General features: G+C 72.9%; 25 protein-coding genes. 6 read left to right on the top strand and 19 right to left on the bottom strand.

The window, feature by feature from the left end:
• Positions 1-2: 2 nt before the first annotated feature.
• Genes J4N02_RS15645 through J4N02_RS15630 form a run of 4 tightly spaced genes read right to left on the bottom strand, consistent with a single transcriptional unit; the run spans position 3 to position 4,216 of the window.
• Entirely contained in the window at positions 3-416 is a 414-nt protein-coding gene (locus tag J4N02_RS15645; protein ID WP_182814746.1) for an SRPBCC domain-containing protein, read from the bottom strand.
• The gene (locus tag J4N02_RS15640; protein ID WP_188333531.1) at positions 413-2,926 is read right to left on the bottom strand and encodes an alpha-amylase family glycosyl hydrolase; all 2,514 of its coding nucleotides are present in this window, start codon (positions 2,924-2,926) and stop codon (positions 413-415) included. The genes J4N02_RS15645 and J4N02_RS15640 overlap by 4 nt, the downstream gene beginning before the upstream one ends.
• A gap of 58 nt (positions 2,927-2,984) precedes the next feature.
• Positions 2,985-3,860 (bottom strand): DUF4031 domain-containing protein, encoded by an 876-nt coding sequence (locus J4N02_RS15635; RefSeq protein WP_182814748.1) that lies wholly within the window; start codon positions 3,858-3,860, stop codon positions 2,985-2,987.
• Between the two features lie 2 nt (positions 3,861-3,862).
• Entirely contained in the window at positions 3,863-4,216 is a 354-nt protein-coding gene (locus J4N02_RS15630; protein ID WP_208091018.1) for a LysM peptidoglycan-binding domain-containing protein, read from the bottom strand.
• 218 nt (positions 4,217-4,434) lie between these two features.
• On the opposite strand from J4N02_RS15630, the gene J4N02_RS15625 reads away from it, so the two are divergent.
• Entirely contained in the window at positions 4,435-4,968 is a 534-nt protein-coding gene (locus J4N02_RS15625; RefSeq protein ID WP_182814749.1) for a helix-turn-helix domain-containing protein, read from the top strand.
• Positions 4,969-4,995: 27 nt separating this feature from the next.
• Here the strand turns inward: J4N02_RS15625 and J4N02_RS15620 are convergent, their stop codons facing one another.
• Together J4N02_RS15620 and J4N02_RS15615 are read right to left on the bottom strand one after the other, a co-directional pair.
• On the bottom strand, positions 4,996-5,934 hold the full coding sequence (locus tag J4N02_RS15620; protein WP_243760822.1) for a rhomboid family intramembrane serine protease: 939 nt from the start codon (positions 5,932-5,934) through the stop codon (positions 4,996-4,998).
• A 28-nt stretch (positions 5,935-5,962) separates the two neighbouring features.
• Positions 5,963-6,718: a lytic transglycosylase domain-containing protein gene (locus tag J4N02_RS15615; RefSeq protein ID WP_188333530.1), complete on the bottom strand. Its 756-nt coding sequence runs from the start codon at positions 6,716-6,718 to the stop codon at positions 5,963-5,965.
• A gap of 69 nt (positions 6,719-6,787) precedes the next feature.
• On the opposite strand from J4N02_RS15615, the gene J4N02_RS15610 reads away from it, so the two are divergent.
• Together J4N02_RS15610 and J4N02_RS15605 are read left to right on the top strand one after the other, a co-directional pair.
• A complete protein-coding gene (locus J4N02_RS15610; RefSeq protein WP_182814751.1) occupies positions 6,788-7,732 on the top strand; it encodes an asparaginase in 945 nt (314 codons plus the stop codon).
• Between the two features lie 74 nt (positions 7,733-7,806).
• A complete protein-coding gene (locus tag J4N02_RS15605; RefSeq protein ID WP_243760821.1) occupies positions 7,807-9,015 on the top strand; it encodes an LCP family protein in 1,209 nt (402 codons plus the stop codon).
• A 3-nt stretch (positions 9,016-9,018) separates the two neighbouring features.
• Here J4N02_RS15605 and J4N02_RS15600 read toward each other — a convergent pair whose 3' ends face one another.
• From J4N02_RS15600 to cysE, 3 genes are all read right to left on the bottom strand, one after another.
• Entirely contained in the window at positions 9,019-10,077 is a 1,059-nt protein-coding gene (locus J4N02_RS15600; protein WP_188333529.1) for an ATP-dependent DNA ligase, read from the bottom strand.
• 167 nt (positions 10,078-10,244) lie between these two features.
• Positions 10,245-10,802: a DinB family protein gene (locus tag J4N02_RS15595; RefSeq protein WP_208091017.1), complete on the bottom strand. Its 558-nt coding sequence runs from the start codon at positions 10,800-10,802 to the stop codon at positions 10,245-10,247.
• On the bottom strand, positions 10,799-11,602 hold the full coding sequence (gene cysE, locus J4N02_RS15590) for a serine O-acetyltransferase (protein WP_188333528.1): 804 nt from the start codon (positions 11,600-11,602) through the stop codon (positions 10,799-10,801). Before cysE ends, J4N02_RS15595 begins: the two co-directional genes overlap by 4 nt.
• A gap of 49 nt (positions 11,603-11,651) precedes the next feature.
• Between cysE and J4N02_RS15585 the strand changes: the two genes are divergently transcribed.
• Together J4N02_RS15585 and J4N02_RS15580 are read left to right on the top strand one after the other, a co-directional pair.
• Complete coding sequence (locus J4N02_RS15585; protein WP_208091016.1) at positions 11,652-12,560, top strand: DUF2332 domain-containing protein; 909 nt, start codon at positions 11,652-11,654, stop codon at positions 12,558-12,560.
• 5 nt (positions 12,561-12,565) lie between these two features.
• Entirely contained in the window at positions 12,566-13,216 is a 651-nt protein-coding gene (locus J4N02_RS15580; RefSeq protein WP_188333527.1) for an HAD family hydrolase, read from the top strand.
• A 1-nt stretch (position 13,217) separates the two neighbouring features.
• Here the strand turns inward: J4N02_RS15580 and J4N02_RS15575 are convergent, their stop codons facing one another.
• From J4N02_RS15575 to J4N02_RS15550, 6 genes are read right to left on the bottom strand one after another with little or no spacing between them, the layout of a single operon-like run.
• Positions 13,218-14,789, bottom strand: coding sequence for a gamma-glutamyltransferase family protein (locus J4N02_RS15575; RefSeq protein ID WP_188333526.1), 1,572 nt, complete (start codon positions 14,787-14,789; stop codon positions 13,218-13,220).
• Between the two features lie 10 nt (positions 14,790-14,799).
• Positions 14,800-15,651: a hypothetical protein gene (locus J4N02_RS15570; protein ID WP_188333525.1), complete on the bottom strand. Its 852-nt coding sequence runs from the start codon at positions 15,649-15,651 to the stop codon at positions 14,800-14,802.
• The gene (locus J4N02_RS15565; RefSeq protein ID WP_182814760.1) at positions 15,600-16,490 is read right to left on the bottom strand and encodes a hypothetical protein; all 891 of its coding nucleotides are present in this window, start codon (positions 16,488-16,490) and stop codon (positions 15,600-15,602) included. Before J4N02_RS15565 ends, J4N02_RS15570 begins: the two co-directional genes overlap by 52 nt.
• Positions 16,487-16,969: an FABP family protein gene (locus tag J4N02_RS15560; RefSeq protein WP_182814761.1), complete on the bottom strand. Its 483-nt coding sequence runs from the start codon at positions 16,967-16,969 to the stop codon at positions 16,487-16,489. The genes J4N02_RS15565 and J4N02_RS15560 overlap by 4 nt, the downstream gene beginning before the upstream one ends.
• Before the next feature lie 20 nt (positions 16,970-16,989).
• Positions 16,990-17,643, bottom strand: coding sequence for a response regulator transcription factor (locus J4N02_RS15555; protein WP_188333524.1), 654 nt, complete (start codon positions 17,641-17,643; stop codon positions 16,990-16,992).
• An 8-nt stretch (positions 17,644-17,651) separates the two neighbouring features.
• A complete protein-coding gene (locus J4N02_RS15550) occupies positions 17,652-18,818 on the bottom strand; it encodes a sensor histidine kinase (RefSeq protein ID WP_188333523.1) in 1,167 nt (388 codons plus the stop codon).
• Between the two features lie 149 nt (positions 18,819-18,967).
• On the opposite strand from J4N02_RS15550, the gene J4N02_RS15545 reads away from it, so the two are divergent.
• Positions 18,968-19,174 carry a hypothetical protein gene (locus tag J4N02_RS15545; RefSeq protein ID WP_182814764.1) on the top strand — a complete coding sequence of 69 codons (207 nt, stop codon included), beginning with the start codon at positions 18,968-18,970 and terminating at the stop codon, positions 19,172-19,174.
• A gap of 168 nt (positions 19,175-19,342) precedes the next feature.
• On the opposite strand, the gene J4N02_RS17120 is transcribed toward J4N02_RS15545, so the two are convergent.
• From J4N02_RS17120 to J4N02_RS15530, 4 genes are all read right to left on the bottom strand, one after another.
• On the bottom strand, positions 19,343-19,474 hold the full coding sequence (locus J4N02_RS17120; RefSeq protein ID WP_255437156.1) for a hypothetical protein: 132 nt from the start codon (positions 19,472-19,474) through the stop codon (positions 19,343-19,345).
• Between the two features lie 122 nt (positions 19,475-19,596).
• Entirely contained in the window at positions 19,597-20,109 is a 513-nt protein-coding gene (locus tag J4N02_RS15540; protein ID WP_182814765.1) for an FBP domain-containing protein, read from the bottom strand.
• A gap of 134 nt (positions 20,110-20,243) precedes the next feature.
• Positions 20,244-20,906 (bottom strand): hypothetical protein, encoded by a 663-nt coding sequence (locus tag J4N02_RS15535; protein WP_188333522.1) that lies wholly within the window; start codon positions 20,904-20,906, stop codon positions 20,244-20,246.
• Positions 20,907-21,000: 94 nt separating this feature from the next.
• Positions 21,001-22,452: an ammonia-forming cytochrome c nitrite reductase subunit c552 gene (locus J4N02_RS15530; RefSeq protein ID WP_208091015.1), complete on the bottom strand. Its 1,452-nt coding sequence runs from the start codon at positions 22,450-22,452 to the stop codon at positions 21,001-21,003.
• Positions 22,453-22,454 lie beyond the last annotated feature (2 nt).

The following is a 22,454-nucleotide window of genomic DNA, read 5'->3' as shown; positions in this document are numbered from 1 at the left end:
GATCAGCCCGCCAGCAGCTGGGCCAGCCGGTCGAGGCTGAGCTCCCAGCCCTGGCGGGTGCCCTCGGCGTCGGCCTCGTCGGTGAAGTCGGAGTGCACGAGCACCAGGTCGGTGCCGCCCTCGTCGTTCGGGTCCAGCTCGATGCACAGCAGCGTGGTGAGCGTCTCGTGCTCCCACTGCCAGGTGCACTGCAGCACGGCCGGCTCCTCGAGCCGGGTGTAGCTGCCCGAGACGATGTACTCCCCGCCCATGTTCACCCGGTAGGCCCCGCCCTCGCGGGCGTCGGCGTGCGACGACAGGCGCAGGTCGGGGTTGGGGCAGAACCAGCGGTCCATGAGGTCGGGCTTGGTCCAGGCGTCCCAGACGCGGGCAGGCTCGCAGTCGTAGCTGCGCTCGACGCGGATCGTGGTGGTCATCGAGCCTCCTGGGTCGTCGCATCAAGGCTAGTCGGTGCGGGGTCGCGCCGCAGCCGCGGCAGGTAGCGGTCGACGAGGCCGCGCAGGTACGGGCGCCCCGTCCGGCCGACCTGGACGCCGCCGCGGCGGCCCCACAGGACGTGCGGCTCGGCGTCGGGCTCGGTCGGACGCGCCTGGAGCACGACGATCGACCACGGCTCGACGGTGTACTCGCCGGTCACGTGGAGCGCGTCGTCCATCGTCCAGCAGTTACCCTCGGCCTCGGCCCAGGGCGCGGTGTCGATGATGCGGTGCCAGTCGTGGTTGCGGGTGGCGTGCTGCTCCTCCCACTCGCCGAGGTCGAAGGTGGCCGGCCCGTCGAACATGTTGACGAGGATCCAGAAGTCGTCGCCGTCGGTGCTGCCCGAGTCGATGGCCACCGCCACCTGGCGGTCGCCCGGCCGGGGCGGGTCGTCCAGGGACGTGCCGAAGTAGACGTAGCTGACGGCCTCGCCGCCGAGGGAGACGTCGCCCCACGTGCGCTGCCGGAACGTCACCTGCCGTGCCCGCAGGTGGGCCACGTAGCGCGCGAACTGCAGCAGCGGGTTCACGCCCGGGGGGGCGTCCGTCTGCCCGACGACGTCGTGGTAGCCCGGCAGGTCGGGCTGCTCGGGGTCCACCGGCAGCTGCGTGGGCGCGTTGGAGCCGGCCTGGGCCCAGTTGTTCCAGATGCCGACCGTGTTCAGCGACCACGGGTTGTTGTTGCCGTTCTGCGTGCGGCCGTACTCGTCGCCCGACACGACCATCGGGACGCCCCGGGCCAGGAAGGTGACCAGCCAGAAGTTCCGCCAGCGCGTGCGGCGCAGCGCCTGGTCGCCGCCGGAGTCCCAGCTGATGTTGTTGTCGGAGCCGCCGTCGGACGGACCGAACGGGTACGGCTGGCCGTTGTCCTTGGTGTTGTACGAGACGAGGTCGAACATCGTGAAGCCGTCGTGGGCGGTCACGAAGTTCACCGACTTCTGCGGGCCGCCGGAGTCGTTGAAGTGCAGCCAGTCGCCGTTGAGGAACGCCATGAAGTCGTCGGTGTTGCCGTCGCCCTTGAGGTAGCCGCGCATCGCGTCGCGGAACCGGCCGTTCCACTCGCCCCAGCCCGAGGGGAAGTTGCCCACCTCGTAGCCCCACAGGTCCCACGCCTCGGCGATGACCTCGACGTGGTGCTCGGCCGCCCACGTGCGCGCGTCGCGCAGCAGCGGGTGCTCGGGGAAGAACCGGCGCTGCGCCTCCCAGTCCTCGGCCTCGGCGTCGAGTGGCCGCCGGCCCAGGACCGGGGCGAGGTCGAAGCGGAAACCGTCCACGCCCATCGTGTCGTGCCAGTGCTTGAGCGAGTCGAGCACCAGTGCGCAGGTGATGTCGGAGGAGAAGTTCATCTGGTTGGACGTGCCCGTCGCCCCGTCGATGAGGCCGCCCTCGGCCGTCAGCACGTAGTACTCGGTGGTGGCGAAGCCGCCGAGCGTGGTGAAGCCCGCCGAGTCGAGGTCACCGCCCCAGTTGCCGCCCTCGGAGGAGTGGTTGTACACCACGTCGAGGAACACCTCGAGCCCCGCGTCGTGGAACGCCTTCACCATCTGCTTGAACTCGCGCGTGGGGCCGCCGAGGCTCTTGTCGAACGCGTAGTCGCGGTTCGGGGCGAAGAACGCCAGCGTCTGGTAGCCCCAGTGGTTGGTGGTGCCGGCCGTCGCGCCCACCTGGTCGGAGTCGGTCTCGTGCACCGGCAGCAACTCGATGACGGTGACGCCCAGCGCGGTCAGGTAGGGGGCCATCAGCGCCGCGCCGGCGTACGTGCCGCGCAGCTCGTCGGGGATGTTCGGCAGGCCCTCGAACCCCGGGACGCCCGCCAGCAGGTCGCCCAGGCGGACCGAACTCGGGTGCAGCGTGAGGTTCTTCACGTGCGCCTCGTAGATCGCGTTGTCCTCCTCCGGGTGGCGCGGGTGCGTGCCGTAGGAGGTGTCGTCCTCGACCACGACGCCCTTGGGTGCGATGTGGGCGGTGTCGATGGTGCGGCCGGGGCGTCCGTCGACGTCGACCGGGCCCGAGCCGAACCACGCGCGCTGCGGGCCGACGCTCATGGGGTTGTGCGTGACCTCGCGGGCGTACGGGTCGAACAGCACCTTGTTCGGGTTGAAGTGGTTGAGCTGCTCGTCGCGGTCGGCCAGCCAGCCGACGGTCGAGCCGGGTGTCCAGCCGTCCTGGTACGGCCAGTTCTCGCCCCAGACGCGGAACCCGTAGAGCGTGCCGTGGCGGGCCCCCTCCACGCGGGCACGCCAGACGCCGTCGGCGCCCGCCGCCATGGGCACGGACAACTCGGCGTCCGCCCCGCGCGCGGCCGGGAAGAACTCGAGGGTCACCCACGTGGCCCGTGGGGCGGCGACCGCGAAGGTGGTCTGCCCGGAGGCCGGGTCGATGTGGGCACCGAGAGGCCAGTCGGCCTGTGCCCAGGTGCCCTCGTCGACGGGAGTCAGCGACAACGTCATGGTTCCCACCGTCTCACCTTGGCCCATCGCGATGCCAATCACCGGGCACCACCCCTGCTCAGGCCGAGAGCGCGGCCAGTTCGGCGGTCATGTTGGCGTGGGCCTGCCGGGCCCACAGTTGGGCGCCGGTCGGCGTCTGGTACAGGGGGTCGAGTGCGAGCAGGTGCCGCAGCACGGCGGCCCGGCCGGCCGCGAAGGCGTCGTCGTCGACGTGGTCGTACTCGAGCCGGACGTCGCGGGTGTACACGTGGTAGCGACCGGGCAGCGCGCCGAGGATCGCGAGGTCGGCGTCGACCAGCTGGGCGCCGCGGGCATCGCCCGGCGCGGGGTCGTGGGACGCCGTGAGCCGGACCAGGCGGGCCACCTCGGCCGTCTCGTGGTCGGGCAGGACGTCGGCGAGGGCTTCCTCCGCGAGCCGGGCCGAGCGCTCCTCGTCCTGGCCGGGGACGCCGTCGTACACCGCGTCGTGGAACCAGGCCGCGAGGTGGACGAGGTGGTCGTCGCAGGCCAGCGCCGCCAGCGCCGCGAGGCAGGAGGCGAGGTGGCGCTGGTCGTGGTAGCGCCGGTGGGGCTCGCCCCAGCGGGCGAGCAGGTCGTCCCGGAGGGCGTCGTGGCCGGGCAGCAGGGCGTTCCAGGCGGCGCGGAGCCGCTCGCCGGCCACCGCCCTGCTCGGGGTCTTCTGCGCAGGCCGCACCCGCAGGCCGGCGGCGGTGAGCCGGCGCATCAGGAGGGTGGAGTCCACGAGCACCGCGCCCGCCGCGACGAGGTCGTCGCGACGGGCGCGGGGGTAGTCGTAGTGGTCGTGGTCGAAGCCGCGGGCCGGCAGGCCGGCCACGCGGGCGAACGCGTGCAGCTCCTCGAGCGAGCGGTCCGACACGACATGGCCCCACAGGGTGCCGTGCGCCGGCCAGACCGGCTCGTCGATGAGGATCAACGTCAGGCGTTCGGGATCTTGAACACCTGGCCCGGGAAGATCAGGTCGGGGTTCTTGATGTCGTTCAGCTCGGCGATGTCGCGCCACTTCACGCCGAAGCGCTTGCCGATCGCCGAGAGGGTGTCGCCCTTGACGACGGTGTACTCCCGCAGCGTGGTCGCGGCCAGCTGCTCGGCCTCGGCAGCCTGGGCGGCCGCGGCGTCGGCGTCCGCCTTCGCCTGGGCGGCAGCGGCGGCCTCGGCGTCCGCCTTGGCCTTCGCGTCGGCCTCGGCCTCGGCGAGCCTCTTCTCGGCCTTCCCGTAGCGCTCGGCGTCGTCGGTGGTCAGGGCGTCCTTGATGGAGTCGAAGAGTCCCACGGTGTCCTTTCGGTGTGGTCCTGCGGCCGTGGGGGTCGCAGGCCGTGCGGGTCCACCCTGCCAGAGCGGCCGGGGCTGGGGAACCCTCCGGGGTGGCCCGCTGCGAAAGGACTGGGGTGTCACCCCTTGATGTGGCAGGATTGCTGCGGCTGTCCGGTGGGTGCCCAGGAGCGCACGGCCGGGGCCGGCTGGGCTTTTCGATCAGAACCGAGGGTGACATGACCGAGCGAGAGGGCGCCGCCCCGAAGGGCGGAGCCGCCCACCTCGACGACGAGACCATCTCGGCGCGTGCGCGCGCCCTGTCGTCGCCCGTGCGTTGGCGCGTCCTGCGGGCCTGCCTGGACGAGGCCCTGACCAACAAGGAACTGGCCGACCTGCTGGGGGTCAACCCCGGTTCGATGCTGCACCACGTGCGCACGCTGGTCGGCACCGGGTTCCTCGCCCCGGGCGAGACCCGTCGCGGGGCGCGCAACGCCATCGAGATCCCGTACCGCACGACCGACCTCGTCTGGGCGGCGGGCCGCAGTTCGGCGGGCTTCGGTGACTTCCTGCTCGAGGAGGTCGAGGTCGCCGAGACCCAGGGCGAGGCGAGGGCGTGGCGCACGTTCATCCCGGCCGACGAGGCCCTGTCGAGCGAGCTTCAGGAGCGCCTGGAGTCGCTGCTCGCCGAGTTCCGCGACCGCGGCGAGGCCCTCGAGAGCGCCCCCCGCACCCTGTCGGTCGTCGTCAGCCTCCGGCCGCAGTCCTCCTGACGGTCCCTGGCGCCGGAGTCTGCGGCGTCAGCCCGCCAGCACGCGGGCGGCCATCGCGACGAGCGCGAGCGCGCCGACGCTGCCGACGGCCATCCACTGCCAGGGCCGTGCCTTGCGCAGCCACACCAGCAGCAGCGTGACGGCGATGCCGCCGAGGAAGCCGCCGAGGTGGCCCTGCCACGAGATGCCCGCGCTGCCGAGCACCGTGATGACCACGTTGATGCCGATCCACGTCAGGACGGTGCGCGCGTCACCCTTGTGGCGGAGCACCAGCACCAGCAGCGCGCCCATCAGGCCCGAGATCGCCCCGGACGCCCCGAGCGTGGTCGTCGTCGGCGGCGCGAGCCACATCACGAGGGCGGACGCCGTCAGCGCCGACACGACGTACACCGCGAGGAAGCGCGCCCGGCCCAGCACCCGCTCGATGGCGGGGCCCAGCACCCACAGCGCCAGCATGTTCATCGCGATGTGCAGCACGCTGATGTGGGTGAAGGCCGAGGTCAGGATCTGCCACCAGCCACCGTTGAGGGGGCCGGGCACGAAGCTGCCGCCCTCGGCCGCGCAGCCGGCGGGGGAGACCCCCACGTAGGTGTCGGCGCCCAGTTCGCACAGGCCGCCGGGGGTCAGGGCGAACAGGTTGCTCAGGGTGCCGGCGAACCCGCCCGAGGCGAGGATCGCCACCCACACGGCCACATTGACGCCGATCAGGACCAGCGAGGTGAGCGCGGGGTTCGTGCTGCGCCGGCCGCCGTAGGGGCCCTCGGCCTGGCGCGTCATGGCCATGCCCTGGGCCAGGCAGCGGCGGCAGTGGTGGCCGACGGGCGCCTCGACCATGCAGTCCCCACAGATCGGGTTTCCGCAGCGCTGGCAGCGGACGCCGGCGGGGCGTCCGGGGTGGTACGCGCAGGTGGCGGGCGCACCGGCCGGGGGCTGCATCTGCGGGGGCCAGGACGGGTGGTCGGTCACCCCGCCACACTACCCGCGGGGCGGGGACTCAGTACCAGCCGTTGGCGCGCTTGAACGACCAGGCCCGGCACGGGGTGCCGTAGCGCTCCTTGACGTACTTCAGGCCCCACTTGATCTGGGTCGCCGGGTTGGTGCGCCAGTCGGCGCCCTCGGAGGCCATCCGCTTGCCGGGCAGGGCCTGGGGGATGCCGTAGGCGCTCGAGTTGGGGTTGTCGGCGTACTGGTCCCACAGGGACTCGCGCATGATGATGTTGTCGTAGCACTTGAACTGGTCGCCGCCCCAGCCGTACAGCTGCAGGGCCAGCTGGCGGCCGAGCTCCTTGTTCTGGGCGCGGGTGCCGCCCTTGGGCGTGGCGGCGGCCTTCTTGGCGGCCTGGGCCTTCTTGGCCTCCTCGGCCTTCCTCGCCTCTTCGGCCTTGCGGGCCTCCTCCGCCTTCCGGGCCTCCTCGGCCAGCCGCTCGGCCTCGGCCTTCTCGGCGGCGAGCCGCTCCTGGACGGCCTTCTCGGTCGCGTCGATCTTCGAGCCCGTCTCGGCGAGGGCCGCGGTGCGCTGCTGGGCGAGCTGCTGCACGGACGCGGCGAGCTCCTCGCGCTCCTGCGCGCGGCTGGTGATCAGCGCCTGGCGCTGCTCGGCCTCGAGCACGGCGAGGGCCGCGGCGTCGACCTGCGCGGGCACGGCGTAGGACGGGGCGGGCGTCTCGGCCAGCACCACACCGGTGGTCGTCGCGACGGCCAGGGCCAGCGCAGACGCGGCCACCGCGCGGAGGGGAGACAGGAAGGGCACGAGAGCATCATCACATACTGAGAGCCTTCAGGAAAATCTCAGGGAGGAAGTGCCCTAGTGTTGCCAGCCATGAGCCTGCAGGAAGCGCCGGTGGCCGCGCACGTCGTCCGTGGTGGTTTCGTCGAGTCGGTGCACCGCGGGCTGGCCGTGGTCACCGCGCCCTCGGGCGAGGTCGAGCAGGCGTGGGGCGACCCCGCGACCCCGATCCTCCCGCGCTCGTCCCTGAAGCCGTTGCAGGCCGTGGCGATGCTCCGGGCCGGTGCCCCGCTGGCGGGGGAGGCGCTCGCGCTCGCCTGCGCCTCGCACTCCGGTGAGCAGGGCCACCTGGACGGCGTGCTGGCCTCGCTCGCGGCGTCCGGCCTCGGCGTCGACGACCTGCGCAACACCGCCGGACGCCCCATCGGCGACGCCGCCCTCGTCGCGTGGCTGCGCGCCGGGCACGACGACGAGCGGCTGGCCCACAACTGCTCGGGCAAGCACGCCGGCATGCTGGCCGCCTGCCGCGCGGCGGGCTGGGACACCGACACCTACCTCGACCGCGGGCACCCCCTCCAGGTGCTGGTCGCCCAGGTCGTCGAGGAGCTGGGTGGGGAGCCGATCGTGGCCACCGTCACCGACGGGTGCGGCGCGCCCGTGCACGCGTTCGCGCTGGCGGGCCTGGCCCGCGCCTTCGCGCGGATCGCGGTCGCCACCTCCGGGGCCGAGGCGCGGGTCGCCGAGGCCATGCGCGCCCACCCGTGGTTCGTGGGCGGCACGGGCCGCCCTGACAGCGTGCTCATGGCCGACGTCCCCGGCGTGATCGCCAAGGCCGGCGCGGAGTCGGTCATCGCGATCGGCCTGCCCGACGGCCGAGGCGTCGCGGTGAAGACCGCCGACGGGGCCCGGGCGGCCGAGGTCGTGGCGGCGTCCGTGCTGGCGGGGCTCGGGGTCGACCCGGATGCCACCGCCCGGCTCGGTGATGTGCCGGTGCTCGGCCACGGCGAACGCGTGGGGTCGGTCGTCGCCGTCCTCTGACCCCTCGGGGTCGCGGACGGGTTTCGGACCCCGGGACGATGTAGGTGGACGCCCGGGCGAGTAGCGTGGGACGGGTGACCCGCACCGACGACGAGGACTGGCTCTACCGCCGCGGCCGTCATGCCGACGGCTCCGGCGAGCGACGGCAGGACGGCGTCCCGCCGCCGATGCCACCGCCGCCTCCTCCGGCGTCCGCCGACACCACGCGCTACGGCCCTCCCACCCCGGTCGGCCACCACGGGGCGCCGCGCTCCGCGCCCCCGCCCGGCGCTCCGCGGACCCCGCACCCGCAGGGACCGCCGCAGGCCCCGCCGCCCCAGGCCGCCCCCGTGGCCCGGCCGCGCCGGCGGCGTCCGGTCGTGCGGTGGCTGGTGGCGCTCGTCCTGGCCTACCTGCTCGGCATCCCGCTGCTGACGTGGCCGTTCATGCCGCGCGTCGACGCCACGCCCTCCGGCGACCGGCCGGCCGACACGCCCGGGTACGTGTTCGTGCTCGCCGGGTCGGACTCGCGCGAGGGTCTCTCCAAGGAGGAGCAGGACCGCCTCGGCACGGGCAGCGACGCGGGTCGGCGCACCGACACGATCATGCTGCTGTACGTGCCCCCCACGGGCCGGGCGGCGCTCATCTCGGTGCCCCGTGACAGCTACGTCGCGATCCCGGGGCACGGCAAGAACAAGATCAACGCCTCCTACGCGCTCGGCGGGCCCGAACTCCTGGTCGAGACGGTCGAGCAGAACACCGGTCTGCACGTCGACGGCTTCGCCGAAATCGGCTTCGGCGGCTTCGCTGGGGTCGTGGACGCCGTGGGCGGCATCGAGATGTGCCCCGAGAAGGCGATCAAGGACCCGCAGGCCAACCTGGACATCCAGGGCGGCTGCCAGCTCATGGACGGCCCCACCGCGCTGGGCTACGTGCGCATGCGCAAGCAGGACCCGCGCGGCGACATCGGCCGCGCCGAGCGCCAGCGCGAGATGGTCGGCGCCCTGGCCAAGAAGGCCCTGTCGCCGATGACGATCCTGCTGCCCCCGCGCTGGTTCGGGCTGAACTGGTCGCTCTCACGCGGCATCACCGTCGGCGAGGGCACGGGCCCGGGGGAGTTCTTCGGCCTCGCCCAGGGCGGCCTGCGCATCGCAACCGGCCGCGGTGACACGCTGGTCGTCCCCGTCGGCGACACCGGCGCCCAGACGGCTGCCGGCTCGTCGGTGCTCTGGGACACCAAGAAGGCCGAGGCGATGTTCGCCGCCATGGCCCGTGGCGAGGGGGACCTCAGCGCGTACGCGTGAGCCTCAGGGCCGCAGGACCCCGTCGAGGTCGTAGGCTGGCGCCCGCTCGACCTGGTCGAGCGTGCACGACGTCGGCTCCCGGTCCGGACGCCACCGCACGAACTGCGCCGCGTGCCGGAACCGCTTGCCCTCGAGCTGGTCGAAGGCCACCTCCACCACCAGGTCGGGGCGCACCGGCACGAACTCCCGGACGCCGGTGCGGGTCATGTCCTTCGGGCGCGGTGCCCGCTCGGCCTCGGCCCCCATGAGGACGAGCGGCTCGAGGATCGCGGCGAGCTGCGTGCGGACCGCGTCGGACCACGCGCCGATGCCGCCCACCGGGATCAGCTCGCCGTCGTCGTAGAGGCCCAGGTGGATCGACCCGACGCTGTTCGCCGAGGCCGACGCGCCCTTCGACCAGCCGTAGCCGATCACCACCGCCTCGGCGGTGCGGGCGTGCTTGACCTTCATCATCGTGCGCTGCCCGGGCGCGTACGGGGCGTCGGTGCGCTTGGCGACCACCCCGTCGAGTCCGGCCCCCTCGAACGCGTCGAACCAGGCGAGGGCCTCGTCGGGATCCTCGGTGGCCCGGGTCACGTGGAGCGGGGCGTCGTCGGGCAGGTCGGCCAGCAGCTGGACGAGCGCCGCCCGGCGCTCACGCTGGGGGAGGGGGGTCAGGTCGAGGTCGGCGATCGCGAGCAGGTCGAAGCACACCAGCTCGGCCGGGGTCTGCTCGGCCAGCGCGGCCACCCGCTTCGCGCTGGGGTGGATCCTCACGCTGAGCGCCTCCCAGTCGAGGCGCTGCGCGCCGGGCTCGCCGCTGCGGACCACCAGTTCGGCGTCCAGCACCACCTGCTCGGGGAGGTGGCGGCGGCACGCGGCGACCACCTCGGGGAAGTAGCCGGTCAACGCCTTGCGGGAGCGGCTCCACAGCTCGACCCGGTCGCCGTCGCGGGCGACGATGCAGCGGTAGCCGTCCCACTTGGGCTCGTAGCTCAGCTCGCCGGGGTGCCTCGGCCGAGGCACCTCCGGCACCGCGCGCGCCAGCATCGGCTCGACGGGGAGCGCGATCGGCAGCGGCATTGCGGCAGCCTATCCCGCGACCCACGGCGGTCGGTCCCCGGAATGTGCTCCTTGATGGTTGCGCCACGTGCCGCAGGTGCAAGGAGCACATGTGGGGGACGCGTCAGGGGCGCAGCGCCTCCAGCGCCGCGGCTACCCGGCGGGGCTGATTGCATCTGGCCGAGCGCTCAGGCCCTCACGTCGTGGAGGTGGTGGACCAGGTCGTGCACGAGGTAGGTGCCCAGCGTGCGGGCGGTGAAGCGCGACCCGTTGCTGCGCACACCCGGCCAGTCCCACTGCTCGCCCTCGGGCTCGCTCCACGCCTCGGCGGCGGCCGCGGCGCGCTCCTTGACGAGGATCGCGGTCACGTGGGTGTTGGCGCGCCAGTACTCCTTCTCGGTGGCGGCGGCGTCCTGGTCCCAGTCGTCGAAGCGGGCCTCCCCGCCATCCTCGGCGAGGATGGCCTCGAGCCGGTCCGTCATGACCTCGAGCACGTCGGCGACGTGCTGGCCGTACTCCACGGTCGACCAGACGCCCTCGCGGGTGCGCACCCCGGCGTCCGCCTGCTGGAGCGCGAGCGCGAACCGGCCCGCGGCGTCCGTGATGAGGGCCGGGATGCGCTCGACCGACACCTTCGCCGGGTCGAAGCCGCACTCGGGGCAGGGGCGCTCGAGCACCCACGTCCAGTCCTTGGTGTCGCCGGCGACCGGTTCGGGGGGCGACGTGGGGCTCAGGGGCTCGGTCACGACTCCACCTCGCAGTCGAAGCGCTGGTCCATCTCCAGGGCGGGGAACGGCTCGCGCGTCCTGCTGATCGGCTTGGCCGGGACGCCGGCCACCGACGTGTGCGGCGGCACGTCGTCGAGCACGACCGAACCGGCGCCGATCTTTGCCCCCTCGCCCACGCGGATGTTGCCGAGCACCTTCGCGCCGGCGCCGATCATGACGCCGCGCCCGATCTTCGGGTGGCGGTCACCGCCGACCTTGCCGGTACCGCCGAGGGTGACCTCGTGCAGCATCGAGAAGTCGTCCTCGATGACGGCGGTCTCGCCGATGACCACCGAGGTGGCGTGGTCGAACATGATGCCGCGGCCGATGCGCGCGCCGGGGTGGATGTCGACCGCGAACACCTCCGAGATGCGCGACTGCAGCCACAGGGCCAGCGCGACGCGGTTCGACACCCAGAAGTGGTGCGCGATCCGGAAGCTCTGGATCGCGTGGAAGCCCTTGAAGTACAGCAGCGGCTGGCTGTAGCCGCGGGTGGCCGGGTCGCGGGTGACGACGGCCTGCAGGTCGGCCAGCACCGACTCCTCGATGAAGTGGTCGCGCGCGAAGGCCTCCTCGACGAGGTCGAGCAGGGTCAGCGGCGACATCACCGGGTTGGAGAGCTTGTGCGACAGCAGGCTGCCCAGCGCCTCCATCAGCGAGTTGTGGCGCAGGATCGACTCGTGCAGGAACCCGCCCAGGCAGGGCTCGGCCCGCATGTCCCGCTCCGCCTCGGCGCGGATGGTGGCCCAGATGTCGTGGTCAGCAACAGGCTCGGTCATGGCGTCAGCGTAGTGGTCGCGTCCAGCACTGCCCCTAGGGTGTCGACCCATGAAGGGTGCGCACGCCTACGCCGCGATGCCGATCGACGAGCTGTACCGCTGGTTCGCCGGCGAGGCCGACCCCACGTCGCCCACCTGGGGCGACCTCTGCCGCTGGGTGGCCGACACCCCGGAGCTCCTCGCGCGCCTCGACGCCCTGCCCGGCACGAAGCGCCAACCCAACCTCTTCCTCGGGGCGATCCGGTACCTGGACGGGCCGCTCGTCGGCGGGCCCGGGTTCCTCGCGTGGGTCGAGCAGAACTGGGACGCCGTCGAGCGGCTCATCCTCTCCCGGTCCACCCAGACCAACGAACCCGGCCGCTGTGCCGTCCTCGCGCCGGTCCTGGCCTCGCTGCCGCAACCGGTCGTGCTGGGCGAGCTCGGGGCGTCCGCGGGGTTGTGCCTGCTGCCCGACCGCTACCCGTGGCTGGACGCCCCGGGCCTGGTCGTCGCCGCCCGGTGGGGGCTGGACGCCAACCCGCTCGATGCGTCCGACCCCGACGACGCGCGGTGGTTGCGCGCGCTGGTCTGGCCGGGCGAGGACGCCCGCGAGGCCCGGCTGGTCGCGGCCCTCGCCGTCGCCGCCGAGGACGCGCCCGAGGTGGTGCGGGGGGTGCTCCCCGACGACCTGGGGTGGTTCCTGGCCGAGACAGTCCGCCGCGCCGAGGCCGCCGGCGCCACCCCGGTCGTGTTCCACTCCCCGACGCTGGCCTACCTCGCCCGGGCCGACCGGGACGCCGTGGTGGCAGAGATCCGGGCCAGCGGCGTGCGGTGGGTCAGCTTCGAGGGCCCGACCGTGGTGACCGAGCTGCGCGGGCGGGTGCCCGACGACGGCCGGCCCCACTTCGTGCTCGCGCTCGACGGCGAGCCCGTCGCCCGGTGCAGCCCGCACGGCGCCTGGGTCGACTGGCTAGGGTGACCGGCGTGACCGATCTCCGCTGGCCGACCGTGCTGTTCGACTTCGACGGGACGCTGGGCAACACGATCCCGCTGATCCTGGCGTCGTACCGCCACACCATCGAGCGGTTCGGGCTGGCGCCGGCCGACGACGCCACGATCCTGTCCTGGATCGGGCGCACCCTGCCCGACATGTTCACCGAGCTCGCCGGCGCCGAGCGCGCGCCCGAGCTCATCGACGCGTACTCGGCCTGGCAGGCCGACAACGTGGCCGCGCACCTCGTCGCCTATCCCGGGGTCGACGAGCTGCTGGTCTACCTCGCCGCCGCAGGTGCCCGGCTGGGCATCGCCACGTCGCGGCGCCGGCCGAGCGCCGAGGCGCTCCTGGCCGCGCTGGGGCTGCACGAGCACCTGCCGCTGCTGGTCGCCATGGAGGACACCCCGCACCACAAGCCGCACGCGGCCCCGCTGCTGATGGCCGCCGAGCGCATCGGCGCCGATCCGGCCGACTGCGTCTACGTCGGCGACGCCGTGGTCGACCTTGGCGCCGCCCACAACGCGGGTATGGCCGGCATCGGCGTCACGTGGGGCGCCGGGCTGCCCGACGCCCTCGCCGCCCAGCCCTCGGCGGGCGTGGTCGACACGGTCGACCAGCTGCGCGCGCTGCTGCTGGCCTGACTCACCAGCCCATCGGGACGCCGTCGGCCCGGGACTCGCTCCCGGCCACGTAGCCGCCGGCGGTGCGCCAGATCGCCTGCCCGCGCCCGAAGACGGCGGGGTGTTCGGCGATGGCGACGTCGTGGCCCCGCTCGCGCAGGGAGGCGACCACCGCCGGGTCAGCCCTGTCCTCGACGAGCACGCGGCCGGTGGCGGCGTCCCAGAACCAGCGGGGCCGGTCGAGGGCGGCCTGGGGGTCGAGGCGTCCGTCGACGGTGTGCAGCGCGACCTGCACGTGCCCCTGGGCCTGCATGTGCCCGCCCATCACGCCGTACGGGCCGACCGCCTCGCCGCCGCGGGCGAGAAACCCCGGGATGATCGTGTGGAACGGCCGCTTTCCGCCGGCGAGCTCGTTGGGGTGGCCCGGGACGAGCGAGAAGCCCGAGCCCCGGTTCTGCAGCGAGATGCCCGTGTCGGGCACGACCACCTGCGACCCGAACCCGTGGAAGTTCGACTGGATGAAGCTCACCATCATCCCGTCGTCGTCGGTGGCGCAGAGGTAGACCGTGTCGGACGCCCGCGGGTCGACCGGGTCGGGGGCCACCGCGACGTCACCGATGAGGGCGCGCCGCCGGTCGGCGTGGGCGGCCGAGAGCAGCTCGGCGGCCGGCACGTCGACGACGTCGGGGTCGGCGACCACCGCGTGCGTGTCGGCCAGGGCGAGCTTCACGGCCTCGACCTGCACGTGCCAGTCTGCGACCTGTTCGGCCGGCAACCCGTCGAGGATGGTCAGGGCCAGCAGCGCGGCGATGCCCTGCCCGTTCGGCGGGATCTCCCACACCTCGTGGTCGCGGTAGCGCGCGCTGATCGGCTCGACCCACTGGCTGCGGTGGTCGGCGAGGTCGGACGCCGCCAACAGCCCGCCGGTCTGCTCGGCGAACGCGACGATCCGGGTGGCGAGGTCGCCGGAGTAGAAGTCCTCGCCGTGGCTGTCGGCGATGGCGCGGAGGGTGGCCGCCATCGCGGGGAAGGCGCGCAGCTCGCCGACCTCGGGCGCCGGGCCGAACAACGCCGCGAAGTGGGCGCAGGCCGGGTCGGGCTGGGCGGCCAGCCGGTCCTCGGCCGCCCGGACGCCGCGGCCCCAGCCCCACGCCACCATGGGCGGGACGGGCGCGCCCTGCTCGGCGTACTCGATGGCCGGGGCCAGGACGTCGGCGAACGGGAGACGGCCGAAGCGGGCGTGCACGTCGGCCCAGGCCCGGACCATGCCGGGAACGGTGACGGCGTCCCAGCCGAACAGCGGTACCTCGGTGAGCCCGCGCTCACGCAGGGCGTCCGCGGACGCCGCGGCAGGTGCGCGCCCCGACCCGTTGAGCCCGTGCAGGGTGGTGCCGTCCCAGATCAGCGCGAACGCGTCGGAGCCCAGCCCGTTGGAGCACGGTTCGAGCACCGGCAGGCAGGCGGCGGTGGCGATCGCGGCGTCGGCGGCGTTGCCGCCGGCCTGGAGGATCCGGAGCCCCGCGGACGCAGCCAGCGGGTGGGAGGTGCAGACGACGCCGCGGCGGGCGTACACGGAGGGACTCGTCGGAGCCATGGGGCCCAGACTAGGGCGTCTGCTCCGCGAGGGTCCGCTCGGCGGCGGTCAGTGCGGCCTTCGCGTCGCGCAGTTCCTGCTTCGCCTCCCGCAGCTCGCGCTGGGCCACGGCCAGGGCGGCCTCGGCGCGCGCGACGGCGTCGTCGGCCCGGTCGCGTCGCTCCCGGGCCTCGTAGACGGCGGCCACGAGGGCGGGGTCGGGTTCCGGCTCCGGCTCGGGTTCCGGTTCCTGCTCCGGTTCGGGTTCCGGGTGGTCGGGTTCGCGTTCCGGCTCGGCGTCGTCCTCCCCGGCCGCCGCCCGCGCCTGGGCCATCGCCGCCAGCGCGGCGGAGAGGTCCACCTCGCCGAAGCCGCCGTAGGACAACGCGCGCTCGAGGCGTCCGGACGCGACGAGCTCGGCCGCGGCCGCGTCGGCCAGGGCGGCGCGCAGGGTGTCGCGCACCTCGTCCAGGGCCGGCGCGCTGACGGACGCCCCCAGCGTGCGCAGGTGGGCGGTCAGGTCGCGGATGACGCGGTTCTCGAGCGCGGCGCGGCCCGCCGACAGCGAGCGCACGGCCGCCATGTCGAGCCCGGCCTGCGCCTCGCGCATGGACGCCCCGAGCGCCAGCCACTCGCGCAGCGACACCAGCGAGGCGCGGGCGGCGATGTTGACGTACCAGGCGGCCACGGACGGGCGGCGCAGGGCCTTGACCCGGGCGGCGGCCTCGCGGTCACCGCCGGCGCGGAGCTCCTTGGCGAGCGCGTCGCGGGCCGCCACGAAGGCGGCGGGGTCGCCCGCGTAGAGCGCGTCGACGCGGGCGTCGGGGCCGGTCAGTCCCAGTCCCAGAACAGCGAGTAGACGCCGGGGCGGGCGTCGGTCCACACGTATTGCGCCTCGTTGCGGGCCAGTTCGACCGGCACGGTGTCGGCCGGCTCCTCCTCCTCCAGCGAGGGCTGGACGCCGGCGCGCACGTTGGTCGGGACCGCCGAGGGGTCGAAGCGCACCGCGAGCGACAGCGCCTTCACGGGATCGGAGATCGCGCGCAGCATGCGGAACGACGGCTGGTTCGACGGGCCGAAGGTCAGCCGGTACTCGGAGGTGAACAGGTCGCCGCGCTGCATGGGCCGGGGCGCGAGCATCTCGGCGACCAGGAGCTTGCGGTCGGGGGCCTCGACGACCTCGCCCAGCACGCAGCCGAACAGCGGCTCGATTGACTGCTCGCCGTCGGTGTCGGTGTCCTGCTCGTTGACGACGGCCCAGCGGTGCAGGCCCTGCCGCTCGGCGCGCCAGACGACGCGCACCTCGAGGGAGGACTCCTTGCGGTCGGCGTCCACCTCGAGCAGGTCGTGCATGGTCACGCGGGTGAGCTGGCCCTGCATGTCGATGCCCAGGTCCTCGATGATCTGGGTCGCGAGGTCCCGCGAGGGCATGACGTTCTGCCACTCGAAGAGCTCCCGGCGGGTGCGGCCGTCGGCGGTGTGGGTGTGCTGGGTGAGGTGCCCCGGCTCGAGGTTGAGGATGCGCTCCAGCTCCACCAGCGTGTGGTAGCTGCGCGAGCGGGTGGGCAGCGAGCGGCCGGACTGCCAGTAGCTCAGCGTCGCGATGCTGACGGGCACGCCGGCGGCGTCGAGGCGGGCGCGGATGCGTTCCAACGACAGCCCGCGGCCCTGGATGGCCGCGGTCAGTACCTCCGCGAAGCTCTCGGGCTGGTCGGGGTTCACCCTTGCATTGTGTCACGCGTCAGGCGTGAGGCGAGGTGGTGCCCGAGCTCCTGCCCCACCGCGGCCATCGCCAGGTCGATCGTCAGGGCGTCCCCTTCGACCCGGAACGTGCGCGTGATCCGCTCCACGGTCTTGGCCGTGGGGGTGTTCGACACGCCGGCGTCCGTCGCCACGGTCAGGACGCCGTCGGCCGCCTCGGCGGTGCCCCCGCCGAGCTCCACCTGCCCGGTCGGGAGCGCGGCGACGATCTCGACGACGCCCGGGGCGGGGCAGCGGAGGTAGCCCGACTCGGTGTGCATCGGCTGCCCGGTGGGCGACTTCGTGCGCTGCACGAACGCGACGAAGGGCTTGCCGGAGTGCGAGAAGACCCACTCGTCGGCGTAGCCGAACGACGTGATCGTGGGGTACTCGCCGCGGCCCTCGCCGCGCCACGTTCCCAGCAGGGCTTCCAACGGGACGACGTTCGGGTGCAGGTCCATGCCCCCCATCCTGCCCGAGGTCAGGAGTGCTCGACGAGGCCCAGCTCGTAGGCGCGCACCACGGCCTTGAGCCGGGAGGGCACCTGCATCTTGGTCATGATCCCCGACACGTGCGTCTTCACCGTGGACTCGGAGACGAACAGCTCCTCGGCGATCTCGGTGTTGCTGTACGCGGCGCAGAGCAGGCGCAGGATCTGGAGTTCGCGGGGGCTCAGGCCCAGCTCGGGCGCGGGCACCGGGCGGGCGCGTCGCTTGTCCTGCAGCAGGAGGCTGGTGATGGGGCCGGGGGAGACCACGGAGGTGCCCTGCATGACAGCGCGGATGGCGTCGACCAGGCCGGTCGGCGAGGTGTCCTTCAGCAGGAAGCCGTTGGCGCCTGCGCTCAGCGCGTCGCGCACCGCCCCGTCCTCGTCGAAGGACGTGATGACGAGGATCTTGATGTTCGGGACCGTGGAGCGCAGCGCCTGGGTCGCCTGGATGCCATCGAGCTTGGGCATCCGCACGTCCATGACCACCACGTCCACCGGGTCGCGGGTGATGACCGAGACGGCCTCGGCGCCGTTGGTCAGCTCGTGCCGCACCTCGAACCCCTCGGTGCTCGTCAGGTACGCCACCAACGCGGCACGCACGATCGCGTCGTCATCGACGATCGCGACGGTCACCGGCCTGCCCATGCCCACCATTATTCTCCGATCGGGAGTTGCGCGCGAAGGATCCACGTCCCCGAGGCCGCCGTCGCCTCCAGTTCGCCGCCGATGGCCCGGACCCGTTCGGCCGCCCCGACCAGCCCGAGGCCCGGCCGCCCCCCGTCCTGGCGATGACCGGCCCGCAGGCGGTTGGTGAAGACCGCCTCGAGCGTGTCGTCCTGGACCTCGATGATCAGCCGGCAGGGACCCTTGCCCGCGTGCTTGACCATGTTCGAGGTCGCCTCGACGACGAGCTTGGCCAGCGTCTCCCGCACCGAGCTGGGCAGCGAGTCGAGGTCGGCGTCGGAGGTCACCTGCAGCGTGAGGCCGTGGGCGGCGAGCTCGGCCTGCCGCTCGGCGATGACGTCGGTGACGGTGAGGAGGCGCCACGGCGTGTTCTGCTCGAGGTCCAGCTCGGGGTCGTTGCGGCGCAGGGTCTCCATCATGCCGCGCAGGTCGCGGACCGACCGTCGGCCGGTGGCGATGATGAAGTCGAGGTCCTCGGTGAGTTGGGGGTCGTCCCCGACCCGCAGCTTGATCTGCTCGGCGCGCATGATCATGGTCGTGGTGGCGTAGGAGACCGTGTCGTGCAGGTCGCGGGCGATGCTGCGGCGCTGGCTGCGCAGCGCCGCCGTGCGCAGTTCGGCCTGCTCCTGCCCCTCGCGCCGCAGGCGGTGGATCGTGCGCCCCGTGCCCCAGGCCAGGCCCACCAAGACCGCCCAGATGATCACCGTCTGCAGCTGGTCGCCGAGCGTGTCGTTCAGCGGCATCGTCTTGACGATGGCCAGCGCGAAGTACAGGGGAGCTGCGATGTCGCGCAGCACGGTCCGGCCGTGGGCCCCGTTCGACACGATGGGGACGAACATCGCGAAGACGGTCACCGACAGCTCGTCGGAGACCAAGACCTGCGCGATCAGGGTCGCGGCCACCCCGAGGGTCCCGACGCGGGGCCAGCGCCCGGTGAGCGCCGCGAAGAAGCAGAGCAGGAAGTCGACGATCGCCTCCGCGAGGGTGCGGTTCCCGTCGATGCTGGGGAACGCCTCGTTGTACATGTAGGCGAACAGGCCGACGATCGCCTCGGGGACACCGCTGCGACCCAGCCGCGCGACCCAGCGGGGGAAGCGCCGGGCGGGGCGGGGCGTCGCGGGGGCGGGCTCCGTCATGGCGTCAGTGTCCCACGTCGCCGGGTGCCGGTGGGTTCGTACTTTCGTGCGAGGTGGTCGGCACTTTCCCCCGATTCCCCCCGCTGGTGGGCGGGCTAGCGTGGTGTCGCACCCACAGCCCCGTGGCCAGCCAGGAGAAAACCCCCACCATGACACTGCGATCCGATCTCGTCGTCGTCGCCGCCATCGCGGCCGGCGGGGTGCTCGGGCTGCTGGTAGGCCTCCTGGTTGGCGACGCCCGGACCTCCGGGGCCGTGGGAGCAATGATGGGGCTCGTCGTGGGCTGTTCGTTGACCGTCCTCCCCCCGTGGGCGAAGAGAACACCCCCGAGCCCGCGCCGTCAGTTCAAGGACTGACGGCCCAAGGGAGCGGGGCCCCCTGTGCGAGTCGGGGTGGCCCCGCTTCCGCATGTCAGGGCTGGGTCACACCAGGCCGGGGGTGTTGGTGCCGGCCTCGGACGGGAATGCACGGAGGCCCCGACTCGATGAGTCAGGGCCTCGGTGGTCAGGGGTGGGTGACGGGTCTCAGTTGCGCGAGCAGAGCGGCGGAAGGAGCTTGCAGAACCACGGCGGCAGTGCCTGCTGCTGCACGGCGAGGACGGGCACACCGGTGGCGAGGACGACCCCGGCGATGATCGATGCGAGTGCGGACTTCATGGTGGACTCCCCTAGTAAGGCGCCCGACTTCTCGGGCGTCCATCTTGACCCTACGCCGCGACCCCTGCCCACAGATCGGCTGAAGGTGCCATCCGGCTGGTACGAAAGTTGGAGATTCCTGCTCAAACCGGTCGTGGGGCGTCGCTGTCCACGACGCGTGCGAGGAAGTCCTCGACGTTCTCGGTGAGCCGCCGCACCCGGGCGTCCTCGTCCAGGGTCTCGGGCATCCGGCCACCACCGACCGCGCGGCGCAGCCCGCGCAGGTACAACGAGCACGCCAGGTCGGCGCAGATGTAGGTGCCGACCGTGTTGTGATTCAGGCCCGCCCGCCCGGCCCGGCGGGCGACCATCAGCAGGGCCCCCTGACCGGGGTGCTGGGTCCAGCACAGGTTGCACAGTGCCCGGCGGCCCCGCGGGCGGTTCTTGGGCAGGCGCAGCATGACGCCCACGACGCCGAAGGAGGTCTCGGCGACCAGGTGGCCGCGTTCGGGGGTGGCCGGGTCGACCCACCCGAGGTAGTCGAGGGTGTCCCACAGGGTCGCGTCGAACCACCACGGCAGCTCCAGCCGCTCGAGCTCGGGCTCGGTCGCGTTGACGAAGCTGCCGCGGACCTCGTCCGCGGTGAGGGCCCTCATGGGCCGTTTCTACCCCACCCGGGGCCCGGACCCGGCCATTCTCCGTGGCGAGCCGCGCGGCCGCGTCCAGCGCGCCGCCGTCGCGAACCCGGTCGATCTTCCCTCCATGGACGTGCGGGGGGCGCGCACCCAGGTCATCCGGCGGGCTCCGCGGACACGGTCGGAGTGGCCGCCGTGGGCAGGCTGGTGTCGAGGCGGTCGAGAAGCTGCTGGGCGGTGGCGGCCATGCTGGTCCCGGGCACGAGCTCGACGACCTTGCCCCACGCCTGCTCGGCCCTGTCGGCGTCCGGCGGGTCGAGGCTCAGGTAGAGGAAGCCGAGGTTGTACCAAGGCCCCGGGTCCTCGGGGGCGAGTCGGGTGACCTCGAGCCACTGCTCCTCGGCGGCCTCGAACTGGCCGTCGCCGAAGAGGGCCACCCCGTAGGCCAGCCGGTCGTCCTTGTTCGTCGGGTCGGCGTCCACCTTCGCCTTGAGGTCGGCGAGTTGCTCGGGGGTGACCGGCGTCGGGGTGGCGGCCGCGGCGTCCACGGCAGGGTGGTCGGGCGGCATCTGGCTGGCCTGGCCCTGGTTGAAGATGACCCACGCGATCCCCAGCCCGATCAGCACGCCCAGCAGCGCGTACAGCCACGGGCGGCGCAGCTTCGGCGCGGCGGCGGGGGCGGTGAGGTCGTCGTCGAGGAGGTCGGACGCCGGGGGCTCGGCCCCGGCCCCGCGCGCCGCCGTCGGGGCGGGACGGGCGGGTTCGGCCGGGAACTCCTCCCGGTCGAAGATGTCGACCGGCTCCTCGCGTGGGGTCATGGGGCATCCTCTCATGGGGCTGGATGGGGGTACTCAGCGAGACGGGGGATGGGGTCACCCTCCCCATCCCCCGTCCGCTGCCGAACGGCCGGGCTCAGCCCTGCTTGTTCGGAGCCAGCGGCACCGGGAACGTCCCGTCGGGGACGGACTCGGCCGGTCCAGCGGGCGCGTAGGTCACGCCGCGGAGCGCCATCTGGCCGCGCCGCGAGGCGTCCGTCACGTCGTTGAGGAGCCGGTTGGTGTAGGCCGGGGCGTGGAAGCCGCGGCTGTTCTCGGAGACCACGTAGTCCAGGAAGAACTGCGCCTTGCGCTGGAAGCCGTAGGCGGCCTCGATGCGGTCGGTCGCCGTCCCGTCGTTCTTCGCCGCCTCGATGTCGTAGATCAGGGCGGTGAGGGCGTCGAACGCGACGTTCTTCGTCTGCTCGTACGTGTCGTGGATGCCGGCGACGCGGTCACGCATGGCCTGCTCGGTGGTGCTGTGGCACGTGAGGCAGGAGGAGTTGATCGTCGCGTCGCTGCGCATCGGGCTGGCGATCTGGTGGTTCGACACCTTGGCGGCACCCTCGCGCTGGTACGGCATGTGGCAGTCGGCACAGGTCACGCCGGACTTCGCGTGGACGCCCTGGCTGAACGTCTCGAAGTCGGGGTGCTGGGCCTTGACGACCGGGGCGCCGGTCAGCTTGTGGGTGAAGTCGCTGAAGCCGACCTCGTCGTAGTAGGCGAGCGCGTCGTCGGCGGTGAGGCCCTTGTCCCACGGGAAGGTGAGGGTCTTCTCGTCGCCCTTGAAGTAGTACTCGACGTGGCACTGGGCGCACACGAAGTTCCGCATCTCCTGCGGGGTGGCCATCGTGTTGACGTCGTAGTTGGCGACGCCCTGGCCGGCCTTGTACTCCTTGATGCCCTCCTCGAAGGCGGGGCGGGTGACGCGGAGCTTCATCGTCTGCGGGTCGTGGCAGTCGATGCAGCCGACCGGGTGCTTGGCGAACTCGGTGGCCTCGGCGTACGGCATCTTGTTCATGGCCGCCCAGCCGGCGTCCCTGTCTCCGTTTCCGAGCGTGTCGACGACCTCGGGCAGCGAGGTGTGGCAGTTGAGGCAGGCGCCGGGCTGCTTGAACGGGTCCTGGACGCGCTTGACCAGCCGCTGGTCCTCGAGCATGTAGGCGTGGCCGCGCGGCTCGTTGTACTCGACCGCGAAGGCGTAGCCCTGCCACATGGTGACCAGGCGCGGGTCGTGGGCCAGCTTGCTCTTGGCCTTGACCGTGCGCGGGTCGGTGGCGGTGGGCGTCTGCGCCACCTGCTCGTCGGCCGGCATCTTGGAGGTCAACCGCCAGCCCTCGTACTGCAGCGGGAAGTTCTGGCCCCACACCGCCGAGTCGTAGGTCGTCTCGCTGAGCTCGGCGATGCGGAAGTACGGGTTCTCACCCTCCGCCCGCCGCTCGAAGACGCTCATCAGCATCGAGGCGATGCCGACGGTGACCAGGGCCCCTGCGACGAGGAACACCCCGGCCATCAGGAGCCGGCGGTCCTTCTTCTTCTCGGTTTGCATAT

This window comes from Propioniciclava sp. MC1595, from assembly GCF_017569205.1.
Classification (GTDB): domain Bacteria; phylum Actinomycetota; class Actinomycetes; order Propionibacteriales; family Propionibacteriaceae; genus Propioniciclava.
Note: the sequence above shows the minus strand (reverse complement) of the source record. Positions and strands in the feature narration are given on the sequence as shown.

What these genes read in the sequence shown, in the direction of transcription:
- J4N02_RS15535 (WP_188333522.1), bottom strand. Translation starts at nt 20,906, where the DNA reads ATGACCCCACGCGAGGAGCCGGTCGACATCTTCGACCGGGAGGAGTTC.
- J4N02_RS15540 (WP_182814765.1), bottom strand. Translation starts at nt 20,109, where the DNA reads ATGAGGGCCCTCACCGCGGACGAGGTCCGCGGCAGCTTCGTCAACGCG.
- J4N02_RS15575 (WP_188333526.1), bottom strand. Translation starts at nt 14,789, where the DNA reads ATGGCTCCGACGAGTCCCTCCGTGTACGCCCGCCGCGGCGTCGTCTGC.
- J4N02_RS15545 (WP_182814764.1), top strand. Translation starts at nt 18,968, where the DNA reads ATGACACTGCGATCCGATCTCGTCGTCGTCGCCGCCATCGCGGCCGGC.
- J4N02_RS15560 (WP_182814761.1), bottom strand. Translation starts at nt 16,969, where the DNA reads ATGGACCTGCACCCGAACGTCGTCCCGTTGGAAGCCCTGCTGGGAACG.
- J4N02_RS15555 (WP_188333524.1), bottom strand. Translation starts at nt 17,643, where the DNA reads ATGGGCAGGCCGGTGACCGTCGCGATCGTCGATGACGACGCGATCGTG.
- J4N02_RS17120 (WP_255437156.1), bottom strand. Translation starts at nt 19,474, where the DNA reads ATGAAGTCCGCACTCGCATCGATCATCGCCGGGGTCGTCCTCGCCACC.
- J4N02_RS15610 (WP_182814751.1), top strand. Translation starts at nt 6,788, where the DNA reads ATGAGCCTGCAGGAAGCGCCGGTGGCCGCGCACGTCGTCCGTGGTGGT.
- cysE (WP_188333528.1), bottom strand. Translation starts at nt 11,602, where the DNA reads ATGACCGAGCCTGTTGCTGACCACGACATCTGGGCCACCATCCGCGCC.
- J4N02_RS15600 (WP_188333529.1), bottom strand. Translation starts at nt 10,077, where the DNA reads ATGCCGCTGCCGATCGCGCTCCCCGTCGAGCCGATGCTGGCGCGCGCG.
- J4N02_RS15645 (WP_182814746.1), bottom strand. Translation starts at nt 416, where the DNA reads ATGACCACCACGATCCGCGTCGAGCGCAGCTACGACTGCGAGCCTGCC.
- J4N02_RS15585 (WP_208091016.1), top strand. Translation starts at nt 11,652, where the DNA reads ATGAAGGGTGCGCACGCCTACGCCGCGATGCCGATCGACGAGCTGTAC.
- J4N02_RS15625 (WP_182814749.1), top strand. Translation starts at nt 4,435, where the DNA reads ATGACCGAGCGAGAGGGCGCCGCCCCGAAGGGCGGAGCCGCCCACCTC.
- J4N02_RS15530 (WP_208091015.1), bottom strand. Translation starts at nt 22,452, where the DNA reads ATGCAAACCGAGAAGAAGAAGGACCGCCGGCTCCTGATGGCCGGGGTG.
- J4N02_RS15640 (WP_188333531.1), bottom strand. Translation starts at nt 2,926, where the DNA reads ATGACGTTGTCGCTGACTCCCGTCGACGAGGGCACCTGGGCACAGGCC.
- J4N02_RS15550 (WP_188333523.1), bottom strand. Translation starts at nt 18,818, where the DNA reads ATGACGGAGCCCGCCCCCGCGACGCCCCGCCCCGCCCGGCGCTTCCCC.